Genomic DNA, 16,399 nt, shown 5'->3' on the forward strand with positions numbered 1-16,399 from the left:
GCTATTAAAAACAACTACTTATGGATATTTATATTTTTATACAGCTCCTAATAGTTTCAATTGCAGCAACATCGGCAATGACATTATTTAGTTATGCCGCATCGGCGAGTTTTCGCGAATTGTACAAAGAGCCTGTTTTACTCACTTTTATGCTTACAAAACTAAATATTGAAGTACAACCTAAAACAAAAGTAGTTTTAGCGTGGTTACTGCATTATTTCATCGGTCTTTTATTTGTACTTGGTTATTACTATTTATGGATAAACAATATTTTGCCGGTTTCGTTTTTAAGCGGCTTTTTATTAGGATTTGTCTGCGGGATAATAGGCATTATAGGCTGGATGATTATGTTTAAATTAAGCAACCATCAACCGGAAATCGATTTTAAAGGTTATTATTTTCAGTTGCTTCTCGCCCATATCGTTTTCGGACTTGTTGCAACTCTTGTTTACCACCTTTCATTAACCATTTTAATACTTGTAAAAGCATATGTCACTGTCTAAATACAATCAGAAAAGAGATTTTAAACAAACCAAAGAACCCAAAGGGAAAGTGGAAAAATCAGCAAGCAATTTGATTTTTGTGGTGCAAAAACACGCCGCATCACATTTGCATTATGATTTTAGACTTGAAATAGATGGCGTTCTTAAAAGCTGGGCAGTTCCTAAAGGTCCATCAATGAATCCGGATGATAAACGCCTGGCAATGATGGTTGAAGATCATCCTTACAGCTACAAAGATTTTGAAGGCACAATTCCGGAAGGAAATTATGGCGCCGGAAATGTCATTGTATGGGATAACGGAACGTATACGCCCGATGAACCATCAGAAAATGCAGAGAAAAAATTACTGGCAGATCTTAAAAAGGGACATTTAAGTTTTATTCTAAAAGGAAAAAAACTTAAAGGAGAATTCTCGTTGATAAAACTGAAAGGCAAACAGGAAAATGCCTGGTTATTAATCAAAAAACAAGATTCAGAAGCAACTGAAACTGATATTCTGAAAAAAGACAAATCGGTTATATCCGAAAGATCATTGGAAGAGCTGGAAAAAAATTCTAAAAAGGCAGCAGAAAAAACGAAAGAAAAAACAAAGCAAAAATCGGCAGAAATAATTGAAGATGAATCTGAAGAAGAAATTGACGAAAAAAAGCCGTCAAAAAAAAGAAAATCTTCAACTATTGAATCTGCTTCATTTATAAAACCAATGCTGGCAAATATAAAAGAAGAACCTTTTGATGATTCTGATTGGGTTTTCGAAAATAAATACGATGGATATCGTGCCGTTTCTGTAATAAACTCTACTGAAGTACAATTGTTTAGCCGAAATGAATTATCTTTTAATTCCAATTTTAAACCCATTGCTGATGAACTCAAAAAAATAGATCACGTTGCGGTTTTAGATGGTGAAGTTGTAGTTGAAGATGAAAACGGGAAAGCAAATTTTCAGTTGCTTCAAAACTACATTAAAACGGGATTGGGAACTTTAAAATATTATGTTTTTGACCTTTTAAATCTAGACGGAAATAGTATCACTGATTTGTCTTTGCTGGAAAGAAAAGAATTGCTCAAAATCTTATTCAATAAATATGATTTTACTAATGTTTTTTACTCGGAACATACTGTAGAAAAGGGAATTGAACAATTTGAACTCGCGATAAAAAACAAAACCGAAGGAATAATTGCTAAAAAAGCCGACAGTATTTATTCTCCTAACAGAAGAAGTAATGACTGGCTGAAAATTAAAATTGCAAATGAGGAAGAAGCCATTATTATTGGCGTAACCAAACCTAAGAATTCAAGAAAATATTTTGGCGCAATCCTGCTTGGGCAATATTATGGCAAACGCCTTCAGTTTATAGGCAAATGCGGGACGGGGTTTAATGATGCAACGCTTAAGGAATTGTACACCAAACTGGAACCTTTATTTGTAAATGAATCTCCGCTTAGCGAAAAAATAAATATCAGAGATGAAATTCAATGGGTAAAACCAAAACTGGTTTGCCAGATAAAATTCTCTGAGTGGACGAATGACAAACATTTAAGACATCCTGTTTATCTGGGCTTACGAATTGATAAAAAAGCAGCCGAAGTTTTTTTGCCTTCGAATATTAAAATGGAAACTTCGGCTGAAAAGCCTAAAAAAGAAGCAAGAAGAGAGATGAAAGACGAACCGCAGAAAGATATTAAAAAAGAGACTAGAGAAGAAGCAAGAAGTGAGAAGCAAGAAAATGAGAATAGTATCACTGAAAAACCAAAAAATAAAATGGAAAATGATTATGATTTAAAAATCGGAAAAACCACTTTGCATCTTACCAATCAAAACAAGGTTTATTTTCCGGATGATAACATTACAAAAGGCGAAATTGTGCAATATTATAATGAAGTTGCTGATTTGATTTTGCCGTATTTAAAGGATCGTCCGCAATCGATGAACCGTTTTCCTAACGGAATCAACGGCCCTAGTTTTTATCAAAAAGATGTAGATGTTGACAAAGTTCCGTCCTGGCTTAAAACCAAGAAAGTTTTTTCAGAATCTAATGATGAATATTTAGATTATCTGATTTGTAACGATAAACCAACTTTACTTTATATGGCGAATTTAGGCTGTATTGAAATGAATCCGTGGAATTCGACTATCAAACATGTTGAAAATCCGGATTGGCTGGTAATTGATATTGATCCTGAAAAAGATGATTTTACCGAGGTTGTAAAAACGGCTTTAACGGTAAAAGAAGTTCTGGACGAACTCGAAACGGAGTGTTATTGCAAAACTTCGGGCGCTACGGGGTTGCATGTTTATATTCCGCTTGGCGCGAAATATGATTATGATTCGATTAAAATTTTCGGAGAATTATTAGCAACCGAAATACAATCGCGTTTACCGGAAACAACTTCTTTAGAACGAAGTATAAAGAAAAGAAACCACAAAATATACATCGATTATCTACAAAACCGACGCGGACAAACGCTTGCTGCACCCTATTCTGTTAGACCTAAACCGGGCGCAACGGTTTCAACGCCATTAGAATGGGACGAAGTAAATTCAAAATTGCATCCGTCACAATTCACTATTAAAAATGTGATGAAACGTTTTGAGAAAAAAGGAGACTTATGGAAGCCTGTTTTAGGAAAAGGTGCCAATATTAAAAAGATATTGCAAAAGCTGGAAAGCAAAAGTCTGGATTAAGAAGATTTCTTCTTATCCAGACTTGCTTTTAACATTGCCATTAAGTCGTCGCTTTGTTTGTGAACGACTTTTAATTTTGGAGCCGCTTGTTTTTTGCCTTTGGCTTTATTTTTAATTATTTCCATAAGCTTCGCAGTATATTCGTCTTTATAAGCACTGATATCAAATTTTTCGGTCAGTTGATCGATTAATTTTTCGGCCATATCCATTTCTTTAGTCGATTTTTTTGAAGCCGGAGGAAGTTTTAATTCGTTTGGATCTCTGATTTCCTGATCAAATCTGATTCTGTTTAACAAAATCACATTTTTATAAGGTTTTAAAATCGCCAGACTTTCCTTGTTTCTCAAAACAAAACTCGTCACTCCTACTTTTCCTGATGCTTCAAGCGCGTCTCTAAGCAAAGCATATGCGTTCATCGCGCCTTTATCAGGTTCAAGATAATACGGTTGTTCGTAGTAAATGCTATTGATTTCTTTTTCTAAAGCAAAACTCTGAATGGCAATTGTCTTTGTTTTTTCAGCATCTGCAGCTTCAAAATCTGCATCTTCAAGAATCACATATTTATCATCGATTTTGTAGCCTTTTACAATATTGGCGAAAGCGACCTCTTTGCCGGTGTTTTCGTTTACTCTTTTAAACTTGATGTTGGAGTGATCTTTTTCATCCAGCATATCCATGTCAATACTGCTTTCCTGCACGGCAGAAAATATTTTAATGGGAATATTTATTAACCCAAAACTGATTGATCCTGTCCAAATTGATCTCATAATGTCTGTTTTTTAGATATTTTGATTTCCTTCAACCCATTTTAAAGCTTTATTGAAAGCCAGTTTTTTAAATCCACGGAATTCTCCGGTTGTATTAAATGTAAATCCATCACCAAAACTTGCCTCTTCAGAGTCTGAAACAATGGCAACCCGGTTCCAGTTTTCAAATTGTTTCAATCCGGTAACAGCATCTTGCAGCCACGAATTTTCGGTAAAATTTTGAATATCAGTATCCACGGCAAACAAAAAATTGATTCCGTTGGATTGTTTCGACAAACCTTCGATTTCCGGCAATACAACACTTTTAAAATCAGCTGTTGTTACCTGACCGAGCGCTCTAAAAGCAATTAAATTATTTGCTGTTTCTATCTTATGTATCATAACAATTAGGGTTGAATTATTTAATTAATAATGAATCATTTCATTCATTTACAGAAGATTAAAATTAATTCAGATATGAGCACATAATTTTACACGATTCCTTGATGTTCTTATAAAACTTCAATAGTTAAATTTTTATTCCGGCGGGAGTATTTGCAAATCAAAATCCGTTTTTATCCGCGTTTTTACAAAATAAATCTGTTTTATCCGCGTCAAAATCAGACGCTGATTTTACTGATTCGCTAAAGCGAAAACGCTGATAAAAACGGATTTTTTTAATTGCTATAAATATAACGCTCCGATGGAGCCTGCTTCAAAATGCATAAATTAATCCCGGAGGGATGAAATATTTATAGAAACATCGAGAAACGATACGAAAGAACCCCAGCGGGTGATATATTCATAGAAAATGAAAAATGTACAACAAAAAGCCCAGCGGGGTGATATATCAAATTGCCATAATATATAACGCTCCTATGAAGCTTGCTTTAAAAACGCATAAATTAATCCCATCGGGATGATATATTTATAGAAAATGAAAAAACGAGATGCAAGAACCCCATCGGGGTGATATATAAAATTGCCAAAGAATTATATGTCGTCTATAAATATGTCGCTCCGCCGGATGCTATAAATATGTCGCTTCGCCGGAGCTAATCTTACACACTAATATTGAATTTCTATAATTATAATCGCTCCGATGGAGCTTGAAAAACAAAAAAGCTCCAAAATCTATGATTTCAGAGCTTTTATAATCAACCTTTTTAATTATTTATTTCTTTGCTGTCGCTGCTTCTTCAATAATTTTAAGTACTTCTGTTGGGTGAGAAAGCATTACAACGTGACTTGCTTCGATTTCTGTTGTTTTAGCATTGGCTCTTTTTGCCATGAATCTTTCTAAATCCGGGCTAATTGCTTTGTCGCTTTTTGCTAAAATGTACCAGCTTGGTTTCGTTTTCCATGCCGGAATTCCGCTTTTGTCTGCAAATACACCTTGCGCTGCGGGAGTTTGTGTAGCAAAAATCAGGTTTTGCTCTTTTTCTTTTAAATCCTGTGCAAATACAGTTTTCACGCCTTCTTTAGACAAATAAAGAAAACCATCTACAGGCTCTAAATAATTACTAAGTGTAACTGCCGGACCTTGAGCAGACAAACTTGGAAGTGTTTCTCCTAAATCAGGAACCAAAGCCGCAACATACACCAAACCTTTTACTTTAGGATCGTTTCCGGCTTGCGTGATCACAAAACCTCCCCATGAATGACCTACCAATATCACATCTCCTTTTGCTTGTGTGATCGCTCTTTTTGTAGCAGCAACATCATCTGCCAATGAAGTTACGGGATTTTGAACCGAAATTACCGGATATCCTTTTGCTTGTAAAGCGACAATTTGGTTCGAGAATGAAGATCCGTCTGCCCAGATTCCGTGAACGAAAATGATAGTTGGTTTATTTGATTTTGTTTCTTGTGAATACATTGTAATGGTACTAAAAGATACCAAAAGTGCGAAAGCTAAAATTTTAATTGTTTTCATTTTTTAATTTATTTAGTGTTTATTGAATTTATAATTATGGCAGAATCGCCATTTTTTGTTTGAGTATTGTTTCTATTTGGTTGTGATTCCCCAGAGTATCATTTTGGATTTGCATTGCATTTCCTTCAAACTTCTGATAATTTATATTTTCTTTTCCGGAAACGGTTTTGACTATTTCGATAGAAATTAATTTCCCGGGAATAATTGCCCCAATCCAGTTAGGATCTGATTTTTGATGCCAGGTAATCCAGACTAATTTTTCGCCTTTTTGCATTTGCAAACCATTGCCTTTTATTCGTTGAATTGTTTGTTGGTTTCCGTACAATAATGCAGTTGTATGTTTTTTATTATTGATGGAAGAATTAATGACTTTTAAGCCTGCAACCTTGTTCAGCATCGCGTCCGGAAGTGACGCTTCATTATTTAAAACCGTTTGATTTTCTTTATCCGAACAGGCAATAAGAAAAAATAAAGCAATGATTCCTGTAAAATAAGTTATCGTTTTCATATTTATTGACGTATTGGAAGCGTGAATACATAATCGTTTTTCTCCATTGGCTGATGGCAATTCATACATTCGATTACAAAATTGGCGTTTTTGCCATACGGAACCATTTCCGGAGTTTTAAATCGTGAAAATCCCCAACCGTTTGTTTTCTGGTATTTCTTATCATTTTTGACCATAAATTCTACTTGTTTAAAAGCGCCTTGAGAAATATTTCCGTCTGTATCTTCGATTTCATCAAATGCTGCTTTTGCTAAAATAGATCCGTTGGGCCACGGACTAATTTTCTTTTCCTTAATGGCTTTCATCGCTATATCATTCCCAAAAATAATTCGCATTGTTCCATTATCCAGTCGTTGCGTTGTACTTATGACCGCCCAGTTTTTATAATCGGCGATATAGGCAATTCCGTTAGGCGCTTTTGGAATTTGAGCCAGTTTTTGAGCTTTCTTTACAGCTTCTGTCTGATGATTTAGCGCTTTTATTTTTGATGTGTCCTGAGGTTTGTTGTTCACTCTGAGACTCCATATATAGTTTTCAAGTACTTTAATATCCTTTTGTGATACTTTAGCCTGAGGATGTGCCAATGTATAACTATCTAAAGGCATTGCTCCATGAGAAATCTGGTTGATGGATTCCCAAAGTTTTGCTTTTTGATCAGCCGGAGATAATTCATCCCATTTAGAAAAATTAAGTCCGCTCCTTCCCTTTTTTATATGTTGTGCCACCAGCCACGAAACCGGAACTATTTTATCGTACCAACTTAAATTAGTTTCGTTAGAATGACAATCGTAACAGGAGTTTTTGAGAATCACCTGAACTTCATGAGGCACTTTTACATTTCCGGTAACGGGTGGATTTATAATAACCGGACGAAAAAATTGCATTGCTAAAACAACTGCAAACAAAATTCCTAAAGAGATTATGACAACCTTTCTTTTATACCATTTGTGCTTTTTCATAGGATTCCTTTTTATTTAATTTAGAATACCTTTTTAATAATGTTCCCATATTATAGTTGGGAAATTCAAAATATTTTCAGGTAAAATGTTATCTGTCTAAAAATTTATAGTGCAAATAAAGGCATGGAAAGCGCCTGAAATCAAAGAAAAGTGCGCGAAAGGGAAAAAAAGAACTTAAAAGGGAATAAATAGAATGGAAAGAAATTTTGATTATCAATTTCTAAACTTATTATTAATTAAATTTGGCTCGCTAATAGAAAATTTTCCCATGAAAAAAGACAGACTTTATCTTTTTACATTTTTATCATTACTTGTTGTTGTTTATATCTGCGGATATTTTAGTATGAATTATTTGGTAGGTTTGAGTACAGAACAATTTCTAAAAATTCAGATTGAGTCCAGTAAAAGAGAAGCCAAAGAAATGGCGAATCTGATTTCGTATCAGGCTCAACAGAATCCTGACAGAAAGGTAATCATTAATAACGTACAAAGCAGCATTGAAAAAACCGACACGCAAACGGGTTTTATTTGTATGTTTGATCAAACAGGAAAAGAAATTTGCCATCCTAATCCAGCAAGAATTGGCGCAATGACACTTCCTGAAGAATCGTATATTTCTAAAACCCATGACGAAGTAAATCCTGAGGACTTTTATAACTATTTAAAAAATAAAACCGAAGGCGGCGGCATAAGGCGTTTTAGCAATCCTGATCACGGAACGGAAATTATTTATTTATATCCTGTTAAAAATACAGACTGGATTATCGCTTCGCACGCCAACCTGAAAAGCATTAACGACCAGGTACAAAACCTTAAATTTTATTTTATTCTGGTTTATATTGGCACCGGTGCTTTGATTGTTTTGCTTTCTTTTTTTATGATTCGCCTTTTCGGAAGTAGATATGAAAGAAAACTCGAAGAGAAAAACGAAAATCTGGTGAATGAAGTTTTAAGCTTATCAAAACTCAATTATGATTTAACAAACTACAAATCAAAACTAGAGTTAAATGATCAGATAAAAACTCCGGAAACTTCGGTTATTCCTTCGAATAAAAAAAGAATTCTGACACATTTGAAAAACGAAATTGTCACGCTCGAAATTGACCAAATCGCTTATGTGTACATGGAAAACACAATCACTTACGTGAAAGATGTAAACGGAAAAGTATCAACGAGCAACAGCAGTTTAGATGAAATTTACAGCGAATTAGACAATACAATATTTTTTAGGGCCAACCGACAATTTATTCTGGCAATAAAATCGATAGATAAAATCCTCAAATATGGTAATAATCAGTTGAAGATTGAAGTTGTTCCAAAATCAGCAATTGATGTGATTATTAGTAAAAACAAAGCTGCTGAGTTTAAAGCGTGGCTTAACAAATAGCAAAAAAGGAATATTTCTAAACTGAAATATTCCCTTTTTTATAAATTATAATTATTAAATAATCTTAGAATTTAAACGTAACATTTGCGGTTAATCGTGTTGGGTTTTGAGCTGCAAGTCTGTACGACCAATATTTTTCGTTCGTTAAATTGTCTACTTTAAGACCAATTCTATACTTTGGCTGATCGTAAAAAAGCGAACAATCTAAAACAGTATACGACGGAATTGAAAATTGGAAAGCAGTTGTATTGGTCTGGTAATATTCGCTGCCATAAATTCCGCCAAAACCAAATCCTAAACCTTGCGCAGGACCATTTACAAGTCTGTAACTTGCCCATAAATTTGCTGTTCTTGGAGATCCGGCAGTTGTTGGTCGTAATCCCTGAACACTTGCATTACTTTTTTCGTATTTACTGTCATTATACGTATAACCCGCCACAATATTTAATCCCGAAACAGGATTCGCAATCAACTCAGCTTCAAAACCTTTGCTGACCTGAGTTCCGTCCTGAATAGAAAAATTCACATGATCCGGATCGTCGCGTGTAACATCTGTTACTTTAATATCATAATAACTAAGTGTCGCCGATAGTTTATTCAAATCAAATTTAAAACCACCTTCTAACTGATTCGCCTGATTGGGTTTGAACGTATTTCCGTTAAAATCAGAACCAGAGACATTGCTGAATCCGTTCATGTAATTTCCAAAAACTGAAATTTTATCTTTCATGATTTGGTATACTAATCCAAATTTTGGCGATAAAGCCGTTTGATTGTAATTTCCTGCAATAGAATCTTTACTAGGATAATACGTCCCTTTGTTTTCGTAGCGATCCACACGAAGTCCTGCCATTGCCAGTAATCTGTCCGTTACATTCACAACATCAGAGGCGTAAGCGCTGTATGTGTTTTCATCATTCGATACAAAATTATTGAATTTAGCCGTTGCAAATAATGGTGCTACTTTATCAACATTAAAATTATTATAAGCATCGCCCGGTTTTTTATAATCCATCGCCGGCATATTTACAATGGCATCGTTACGGGTTGCACGAAGGCTGTAAAAATCCAAACCTGCTACTACCCTGTTTTTAATTTTTCCAATTTTAAATTCACCAATAAAATTCTGCTGAACATCAGTTCCGTAAAATGGTGATTCCTGATAAGTAACCTGTTGTCTGATAGTGGTATTTGACATCATAGTCAACGCTACAACATAACCATCAGATGAGGATCTTGTTCTGGATAAAATAGTTTGTGAAGTCCAGGTATCTGACATTTTATATTTTAACTGGGCAAAAATATTATATTGCTGGCTGGTATAATTGATCGTATTATTAGCAAAAGACAATTTATACGGAATCTCAAGTTCTTCGATACTATGTGCCGTACCTTTTGCAAATGGCGCAAGTCTGGTTGGCGAAGTTGCTTTGTAAAGGCTAAATTCAGCATCAATTAAAAGACTTAGACAATCGTTGATCTGGTAAGAAAAACTTGGCGCAATAGAAAAGTTTTTATTAAATCCAGCATCCTGAAAGCTTCTTTCGCTGTGCAAAGACGTATTGATTCTTAATAAAGCAGTTTTATCTTCGTTTACAGGCGTATTTACATCAACGGTTAATCGGTTTAAATCCCAGCTTGCCGCCGAATACGAAATTTCTCCCTTGAAACTATCAAAAGGCTTTTTTGTAACACGATTGAACAATCCGCCAAATGATGATAATGTACTTCCAAAAAGTGTCGCCGATGGTCCTTTGATAACCTCAATACGTTCCAGATTTGAAGGATCAATTGTAGTATAGGTAAAACTTCCTACGCCGTTTCTCACCACTTGCGGCGTTGCAAAACCTCGTGATATCGAAGTAGTTCGACCTTGATTTCTCACCTCAGCAATTCCGGCTCCGGGAACATTTTTAAATGCACTATTATAATCTGTAACAATTTGTTCCTTCATTAATTCCTTGCTTACCACAATATAAACCTGCGAATTTTCAATGTTTTTTAAAGGCATTTTTGCTACATCGATACTTTCTTTCTTAGCAAAACGATTTCCGCCGGAACGAATCACAACATCTTCAAGATTCTGAACAGATGAATTTACTCTGATATCCACTTCTGTAGATGGGACTTGTGCTGTAATCTCAGCCGTTTCGGTAGATGATGCATATCCTGACATTGTAACTTCTAAAGTATAGGTTCCAAAAGGCAGTTTTTTAAACTCATAATGTCCCGCCGAATTCGTGACAGCGCTTTTATTGATTTCTATTAATTTTACAATAACGCCTTGCCCCGCATTTCCGTCATTTGTGATAATAGTTCCGCCTATTTGTCCGTTTAAAGTCGTTTGAGCGTGAACAAAACTTCCGCTTATCAACAAACCGAACATTATTATGAAATTAATTTTTTGTTTTAAACCGAATCTCTTTTTATACGAAGTATTTATAAAAGAGACAGTTGATCGTATTTTTATGGTCATGTTATCTTTATTTAAACTGATTCTAAATTAAAGCGCAAATGAACACTATTTTTTCTTAAATATCAACTGTACTTCTTTAATATTTTTAAGAAAACACCACTTATATAAACTTAAAACCCACACGAAAATAATGTTTTAAGATTTTTATTACGAAAGGAGTTTGGGGTTTGGGGTTTGGGGTTTGGGGTTTGGGGTTTGGGGTTTGGGGTTTGGGGTTTGGGGTTTGGGGTTTGGGGTTTGGGGTTTGGGGTTTGGGGTTTGATTTTTAGATTTTAAATTTTTTACAACGTATTAAACCCGACAGGTTTTAAAAACCTGTTAGGTTTGTCAAAGAGTGCGGTTAAAATTGTTTCACTTTTTACGTTTGTTTTTTCCTCTCTTTTTACGACCAAAAAATATATGTATCTATATATTAAGATGTTAAAACTTAACAGGAAAAATTTTACCTCAGCATTAACAATAATCAATTTAATATAATTACACAGAATGTATTATTCTTTTAGTTTTCTACGAAAAATTATCTGTTTTCTCCTTTCAGAATTACTATGTTTGTAGTTATTATTGTACTTTTTAATTTGAAAAAGTACAAAAAAACAAGAGCAATTATTGAATAGCTTGCCAAACTGATTATGAGAAAAAATACACTACTGCTAAAAGAAATTTCGATTGAAAAAAAACTTAGAAAAAAAACATTTTTGATACCTTTTACAACCATCCTGTGTGCATCGATTTTATTAATTGGCATTGGTTGTTGCATGCATTTATTCCAGCAAGGATTTTATTGGGCATTTATTCCTGCTAGTTTTTTCGCACATTCGTTTTTAATAATTACGGTTCATGATGGTTCACACAAAGCAATTACAAAAACTAAATACGATAGGTTAATTGTAAATATAAGTGCAGCTTTAATTTTTATACCATTTTATGGTGAACATTATAGAAAATATCATTTAATTCATCATGGATATACAAATACAGATCTTGATCCGCTTGCTTCTCCATTATTAAAAGATTTGTATCACAAAAACAGGTATTTATATATGCTTATGGAAACAATTCCTGTTTTATATTCTTCGTACCTAATCTTTGATTTCAATAAACGAGAAAATGCTCAAAGAGTTACAAATTCATTACAAATTAATAAGCTCTATTTTATACTCTCTATTTTTCTTAGTGTAATTTGGTTTATTACAATTAATCCGCCATTTTATTTTGTCTTGTTTACACTTTTACTTTTAAATCTTATTTCAGTAGTAAGAAATTGGTGTGAGCACATGGGAACAGCTTTAGAACGCAAAACAAATACCTATTGGTTTCCAATGGGATTTGGAATTGGCAATCATGATGTTCATCATCAACATCCTAATTTGTCGTGGCTTACATTAAAAATTGGATTGATCAGACGGGAGAAAAATTCTAATCCTATAAAAACATTAAAGGGTATTTTTTTTGATAAGGCTTTTACTTTTTACAAACCGAAATAAATTATAAAACTTATAATTTCGACATCTATCCTTTCTTTCCATAAAGCAAAAGCCTTTTAAAGGAATATATCGCCGGAAGTTTCGGGAAATTTTCCGCTATTCTCTCCTTATACGTTTTAATAAAAAGCGCCTGCTCCTCGCCTTTCAATCGTTCTATGTACGGAATCAAAGCCGAACCCGATATAAAATTATAAAGCGTATCATGATCGTTTGCGATTATAGGATATACTTTTTGCAGAATCTGAATATCTTCAAGTCCGCCATCAAAAAGAGTTTGCGCATATTCGTCAATGCTTAAAACTGGAGAATCTCTTGTAAACCCGTTTAAATAAGTTTTAAAAGGTTCTTCATTTACCAATTCCAACAAGATTGTATTGAGTTTATTTTCTGGCTGAACTGGCATTTGTACCGCAAATTGTCCTTTAGAATTCAGCAATTTCAGCAATTTTGCAAACAAAATTTCATGATTATCAGACCATTGCAAAGCGGCATTACTAAAAATCAAATCCCATTTTTCTGCAGACGCAATTGTTTCTTCGGTAGTTGCTTTTCTAAAATGTAAATTATCCGTTTCTAAAGCCTTTGATTGTTCCAGCATTTCTGCCGAAGAATCAACACCCAGAAAATCAGCTTCCTTGAATTTATCTGCTAAAATTGCCGTTTGTTCCCCAGTTCCGCAACCTAAATCAATGGCTTTCATTCCGTTTACGGATTCAATAAAATCAGCCAAATCATAAAATGGCTGATATCTGATATTTTTAAACTTATTATAGATTTCAGGATTCCAAGGCATTTGCTAGTCTTTTTAGATTTTATCTTTGATCAGAAAAAAGTGTTTGTGGTCAAAAATAAAATTGGGTTACTATTGACTAAGATACAAAATTATAATTTGTTGTTTTAGGAGCTTATTCCAGCTATCCGCTATATCTTTTATTTTTCTAAAGGAAAAAAATAAAAGGATAACGCTCCTATCTGGGCTATGGATTTGGGTTTTATTAGAAATCCTATATTGTGAACCTGTAATTAGGATAAAATTTGAACGTATATTTATTTTAGGATTAAGTGTAAATATGCAAATTTTTTAAGGACGAGATATTATTAAGTTAAGCTTTTTTAAACAATAAAAACTTAAAAAAATCACGCAAAGACGCAAAGGAGCCAAGTTTACATGCATTTTCTTTGCGACTTTGCGTCTTTGCGCGAGATTTATTCGACAACATATTCCGTTAACTTAATGACTTCGCGCTCGCGTACAACAACAAAATAAAGAACTTTCATTTATTCATTACTACTGTAAGCATCACCAGCAAGCACCTCATTAATTTCGGATATTAATTCAAATTCATCTAAAGGAAACATTTCAAGAACCATTTCTAAAACAAGCGCCACATTAATAGGCGAATATTTAATTGTAGTCGAAGTTTGATGTGCTTCTTGTTCTAACGCTACAATACATAATTTTATAATTTCGGTAATATTACAGCCAAGTTCATAATAATTCAGTACTTTAATTTGAGCTGTATGAGTTCGTGTTTTATCAGCAGACGGAGTTAAAGTATTGCAATATTTGGAAGTTAATTTTTTAAGGCGATCTAATTTTTTGATTTCATTGGTTTCCATGGCGTACATTTTATTTATATATTAATCATTTTACAATTAGACTTTTATTATTTTATTATAAGAAAAATTGTACTTTTGTTTGACCCGGCGAAGAAAGAAATACATTAAATAGTACCAAATCATTTTTAGCCGTATTGTAAAGCAATAAATATGTTTTTTACATATTGCGACTTATTACACTTAATTATTATCTTTGAATTATGAGCACACTTACAAAACCAAATCATATAGGGCGAAAAATTAGCCGTATTCGTGAACTTCGTGATATGAAACAAGAAGCATTGGCACAAGCTTTAGGAACCAACCAACAGGCAATATCTGCACTTGAAAATAGTGAAACTATAAGCGATGAAAAACTTATTGATGTAGCAAAAGCTTTGGGAGTAAGTGTTGAAGCTCTTAAAAATTTCTCAGACGAAGCTGCAATTAATTATTTTAATAATTTCTATGATAACAGTATCGGCGGAGGAAATGGAACGTTTAATAATCAGTGTACTTTCAATCCTTTAGATAAATTGATTGAATCTTATGATGAAAACAAAAAACTTTATGAGCGTTTGTTAGAATCTGAAAAAGAGAAAAATGCTTATTTGGAGAAATTCTTAAAGGATAAATAATTTTTATTAAAACATATATTAAATAGAAAAAGAGACTTGTGGGTCTCTTTTTTTATGCAAGATTTTTTGATCTAATTTGTGGGTATGGATTGAAAATCCGAGATATGGGTTATTAAACTAAGCAAGACTTGCGTTTTCGTTATCATTTAAAATTTTATTTCTAAAAATAGCCATTATAAAAAGTATTGCCAAAGTTATAAATCCTACAATTTCTAAATCTATTCCTAAATAATTTAAAATTAAAACAATTATAATTGTATTAGAAATACACAAAATCCAATAATACGCTTCAGAAATCATTCGTAAATACTTAATTCTATCAGTTATTCTTTGATAAATAACTGAAAAAATTTCTAATTCTTTAGGCTGTTTAATAAAAAAATTATTGTCTTTTAATGTTAAGTAATCTTTTTCACAAATCAATTTAATATATGTTAGGTCTTTAAAATTCATTTTGAGTAATAAAACTAGATAAACATTGGTTATAACAATTATAAAAATTATTAATATCAAAAAATTAAAATTCTCTTTTACTTTTTCAATTGCAAATAAGGTTGTAGCAATGATAATTGGAAATCCAATTATTTTCTGAGTTAAATTTGAAAGTATTTCCGAAAGTTCTTTAAAATATTTTGATTTATATTCTTCATAATCTTTTCTGATTTTGTCGATTGATAGATTATTTAGATAAATTTCAAAATTAACTTTTGCTGCATTAATTATATCATTAAGATTTTCAAATAATTTAAAAATTCTATTTTCACTTTCATATTTCGCAGAAAAATCTATAATCGAATTTTTTAAAAATTTTGGGAGATGTTGATTATCTTCTTTAAAGCAATTTTCAAATTTTTCAAATGATTTACTATAATTAATTTTAACATCAAAATGATGAATTTCGTTATAATATTTTATAATAATTCTGCCCTTTTCATTTGCACTTGTAAATACAATTTTACGATTATCACTATTCACATAATCTACAAAATGAAAAGCTTCTTCTGAATCAACATCTTGATCTTTTATGAATTGTATAAATGAATTATAACCTATAGCGTTGTTGAAAAAATGATTTTCATTATTTTCAATAAAATTTACATAGGTTTTTTTGTCCAAATATGACAGTGGTTCATTTTCAATGTTTAAAATTAAGACATCTCCATTTTTATCTATTTCATTCATTTTTAGATAAGAATTGAAGTCACTAAAAATTTTAAACGGAATATTTTCTTTATAAACATTAATGAACTTATCTCTAATATTTTCAGATTCAATACTCAAATCTGACAATTGTTTTTCAATATCTACAAAATATTCAAACTCAATTATATCTACTTTAATATTAAACTTACCCGTTGGGTGTAATTATTTCAAGTAAAAAATACGGACTAGATATTGTTCAAGATACTGAAATTCAGTATCTTGATGTCGCCAAACAAAACAATATCTATGTCAAATATAATAAAAAATTATCTAA

14 protein-coding genes are annotated in these 16,399 nt (G+C 32.6%); 5 read left to right on the forward strand and 9 right to left on the reverse strand.

Translation table 11 applies throughout. The features are described from left to right. The first annotated feature begins 20 nt into the window (after positions 1–20). Together KHA90_RS11490 and ligD are read left to right on the forward strand one after the other, a co-directional pair. A complete protein-coding gene (locus tag KHA90_RS11490; protein ID WP_213299509.1) occupies positions 21–503 on the forward strand; it encodes a hypothetical protein in 483 nt (160 codons plus the stop codon). Next, complete coding sequence (gene ligD, locus KHA90_RS11495) at positions 490–3,189, forward strand: DNA ligase D (RefSeq protein ID WP_213299512.1); 2,700 nt, start codon at positions 490–492, stop codon at positions 3,187–3,189. Before KHA90_RS11490 ends, ligD begins: the two co-directional genes overlap by 14 nt. On the opposite strand, the gene ku is transcribed toward ligD, so the two are convergent. The 5 genes from ku to KHA90_RS11520 all read right to left on the reverse strand — a co-directional run bounded on the left by ku (position 3,186) and on the right by KHA90_RS11520 (position 7,338). Then, positions 3,186–3,956: a non-homologous end joining protein Ku gene (gene ku / locus KHA90_RS11500; protein WP_213299515.1), complete on the reverse strand. Its 771-nt coding sequence runs from the start codon at positions 3,954–3,956 to the stop codon at positions 3,186–3,188. The two genes, ligD and ku, sit on opposite strands and share 4 nt — an antisense overlap. 12 nt (positions 3,957–3,968) lie before the next feature. After that, positions 3,969–4,337 (reverse strand): SpoIIAA family protein, encoded by a 369-nt coding sequence (locus KHA90_RS11505; RefSeq protein ID WP_213299519.1) that lies wholly within the window; start codon positions 4,335–4,337, stop codon positions 3,969–3,971. Between the two features lie 772 nt (positions 4,338–5,109). Beyond that, on the reverse strand, positions 5,110–5,871 hold the full coding sequence (locus KHA90_RS11510) for an alpha/beta hydrolase (RefSeq protein WP_213299522.1): 762 nt from the start codon (positions 5,869–5,871) through the stop codon (positions 5,110–5,112). A gap of 34 nt (positions 5,872–5,905) precedes the next feature. Further along, positions 5,906–6,379 carry a hypothetical protein gene (locus tag KHA90_RS11515; RefSeq protein WP_213299525.1) on the reverse strand — a complete coding sequence of 158 codons (474 nt, stop codon included), beginning with the start codon at positions 6,377–6,379 and terminating at the stop codon, positions 5,906–5,908. A gap of 2 nt (positions 6,380–6,381) precedes the next feature. Continuing rightward, positions 6,382–7,338: a heme-binding domain-containing protein gene (locus tag KHA90_RS11520; RefSeq protein WP_213299528.1), complete on the reverse strand. Its 957-nt coding sequence runs from the start codon at positions 7,336–7,338 to the stop codon at positions 6,382–6,384. A gap of 268 nt (positions 7,339–7,606) precedes the next feature. Between KHA90_RS11520 and KHA90_RS11525 the strand changes: the two genes are divergently transcribed. After that, positions 7,607–8,725, forward strand: coding sequence for a LytTR family transcriptional regulator DNA-binding domain-containing protein (locus KHA90_RS11525; protein ID WP_213299531.1), 1,119 nt, complete (start codon positions 7,607–7,609; stop codon positions 8,723–8,725). Positions 8,726–8,789: 64 nt separating this feature from the next. Here KHA90_RS11525 and KHA90_RS11530 read toward each other — a convergent pair whose 3' ends face one another. Then, positions 8,790–11,201, reverse strand: coding sequence for a TonB-dependent receptor (locus KHA90_RS11530; protein ID WP_244860306.1), 2,412 nt, complete (start codon positions 11,199–11,201; stop codon positions 8,790–8,792). A 629-nt stretch (positions 11,202–11,830) separates the two neighbouring features. Between KHA90_RS11530 and KHA90_RS11535 the strand changes: the two genes are divergently transcribed. Next, positions 11,831–12,685 carry a fatty acid desaturase gene (locus KHA90_RS11535; protein WP_213299534.1) on the forward strand — a complete coding sequence of 285 codons (855 nt, stop codon included), beginning with the start codon at positions 11,831–11,833 and terminating at the stop codon, positions 12,683–12,685. Positions 12,686–12,710: 25 nt separating this feature from the next. Here KHA90_RS11535 and KHA90_RS11540 read toward each other — a convergent pair whose 3' ends face one another. Both KHA90_RS11540 and KHA90_RS11545 read right to left on the reverse strand, forming a co-directional pair. Continuing rightward, positions 12,711–13,478, reverse strand: coding sequence for a methyltransferase domain-containing protein (locus KHA90_RS11540; RefSeq protein WP_213299538.1), 768 nt, complete (start codon positions 13,476–13,478; stop codon positions 12,711–12,713). A gap of 485 nt (positions 13,479–13,963) precedes the next feature. Then, entirely contained in the window at positions 13,964–14,305 is a 342-nt protein-coding gene (locus KHA90_RS11545; RefSeq protein WP_213299541.1) for a hypothetical protein, read from the reverse strand. A gap of 200 nt (positions 14,306–14,505) precedes the next feature. Here KHA90_RS11545 and KHA90_RS11550 point away from each other — a divergent pair, with 200 nt between their 5' ends. Continuing rightward, positions 14,506–14,922 carry a helix-turn-helix domain-containing protein gene (locus KHA90_RS11550; protein WP_213299544.1) on the forward strand — a complete coding sequence of 139 codons (417 nt, stop codon included), beginning with the start codon at positions 14,506–14,508 and terminating at the stop codon, positions 14,920–14,922. Positions 14,923–15,039: 117 nt separating this feature from the next. Here the strand turns inward: KHA90_RS11550 and KHA90_RS11555 are convergent, their stop codons facing one another. Further along, a complete protein-coding gene (locus KHA90_RS11555) occupies positions 15,040–16,104 on the reverse strand; it encodes a hypothetical protein (RefSeq protein WP_213299547.1) in 1,065 nt (354 codons plus the stop codon). Positions 16,105–16,399: the final 295 nt, after the last annotated feature.

It is taken from the genome of Flavobacterium psychroterrae (assembly GCF_018380615.1).
In the GTDB taxonomy this organism is placed as follows: Bacteria; Bacteroidota; Bacteroidia; order Flavobacteriales; family Flavobacteriaceae; genus Flavobacterium; species Flavobacterium psychroterrae.

Coding starts and splice junctions, on each gene's coding strand:
- KHA90_RS11505 (WP_213299519.1), bottom strand. CDS start 4,337: ATGATACATAAGATAGAAACAGCAAATAATTTAATTGCTTTTAGAGCG.
- KHA90_RS11515 (WP_213299525.1), bottom strand. CDS start 6,379: ATGAAAACGATAACTTATTTTACAGGAATCATTGCTTTATTTTTTCTT.
- KHA90_RS11530 (WP_244860306.1), bottom strand. CDS start 11,201: ATGACCATAAAAATACGATCAACTGTCTCTTTTATAAATACTTCGTAT.
- KHA90_RS11490 (WP_213299509.1), top strand. CDS start 21: ATGGATATTTATATTTTTATACAGCTCCTAATAGTTTCAATTGCAGCA.
- KHA90_RS11510 (WP_213299522.1), bottom strand. CDS start 5,871: ATGAAAACAATTAAAATTTTAGCTTTCGCACTTTTGGTATCTTTTAGT.
- KHA90_RS11520 (WP_213299528.1), bottom strand. CDS start 7,338: ATGAAAAAGCACAAATGGTATAAAAGAAAGGTTGTCATAATCTCTTTA.
- KHA90_RS11555 (WP_213299547.1), bottom strand. CDS start 16,104: ATGAATGAAATAGATAAAAATGGAGATGTCTTAATTTTAAACATTGAA.
- KHA90_RS11540 (WP_213299538.1), bottom strand. CDS start 13,478: ATGCCTTGGAATCCTGAAATCTATAATAAGTTTAAAAATATCAGATAT.
- KHA90_RS11525 (WP_213299531.1), top strand. CDS start 7,607: ATGAAAAAAGACAGACTTTATCTTTTTACATTTTTATCATTACTTGTT.
- KHA90_RS11535 (WP_213299534.1), top strand. CDS start 11,831: ATGAGAAAAAATACACTACTGCTAAAAGAAATTTCGATTGAAAAAAAA.
- KHA90_RS11550 (WP_213299544.1), top strand. CDS start 14,506: ATGAGCACACTTACAAAACCAAATCATATAGGGCGAAAAATTAGCCGT.
- KHA90_RS11545 (WP_213299541.1), bottom strand. CDS start 14,305: ATGGAAACCAATGAAATCAAAAAATTAGATCGCCTTAAAAAATTAACT.
- ku (WP_213299515.1), bottom strand. CDS start 3,956: ATGAGATCAATTTGGACAGGATCAATCAGTTTTGGGTTAATAAATATT.
- ligD (WP_213299512.1), top strand. CDS start 490: ATGTCACTGTCTAAATACAATCAGAAAAGAGATTTTAAACAAACCAAA.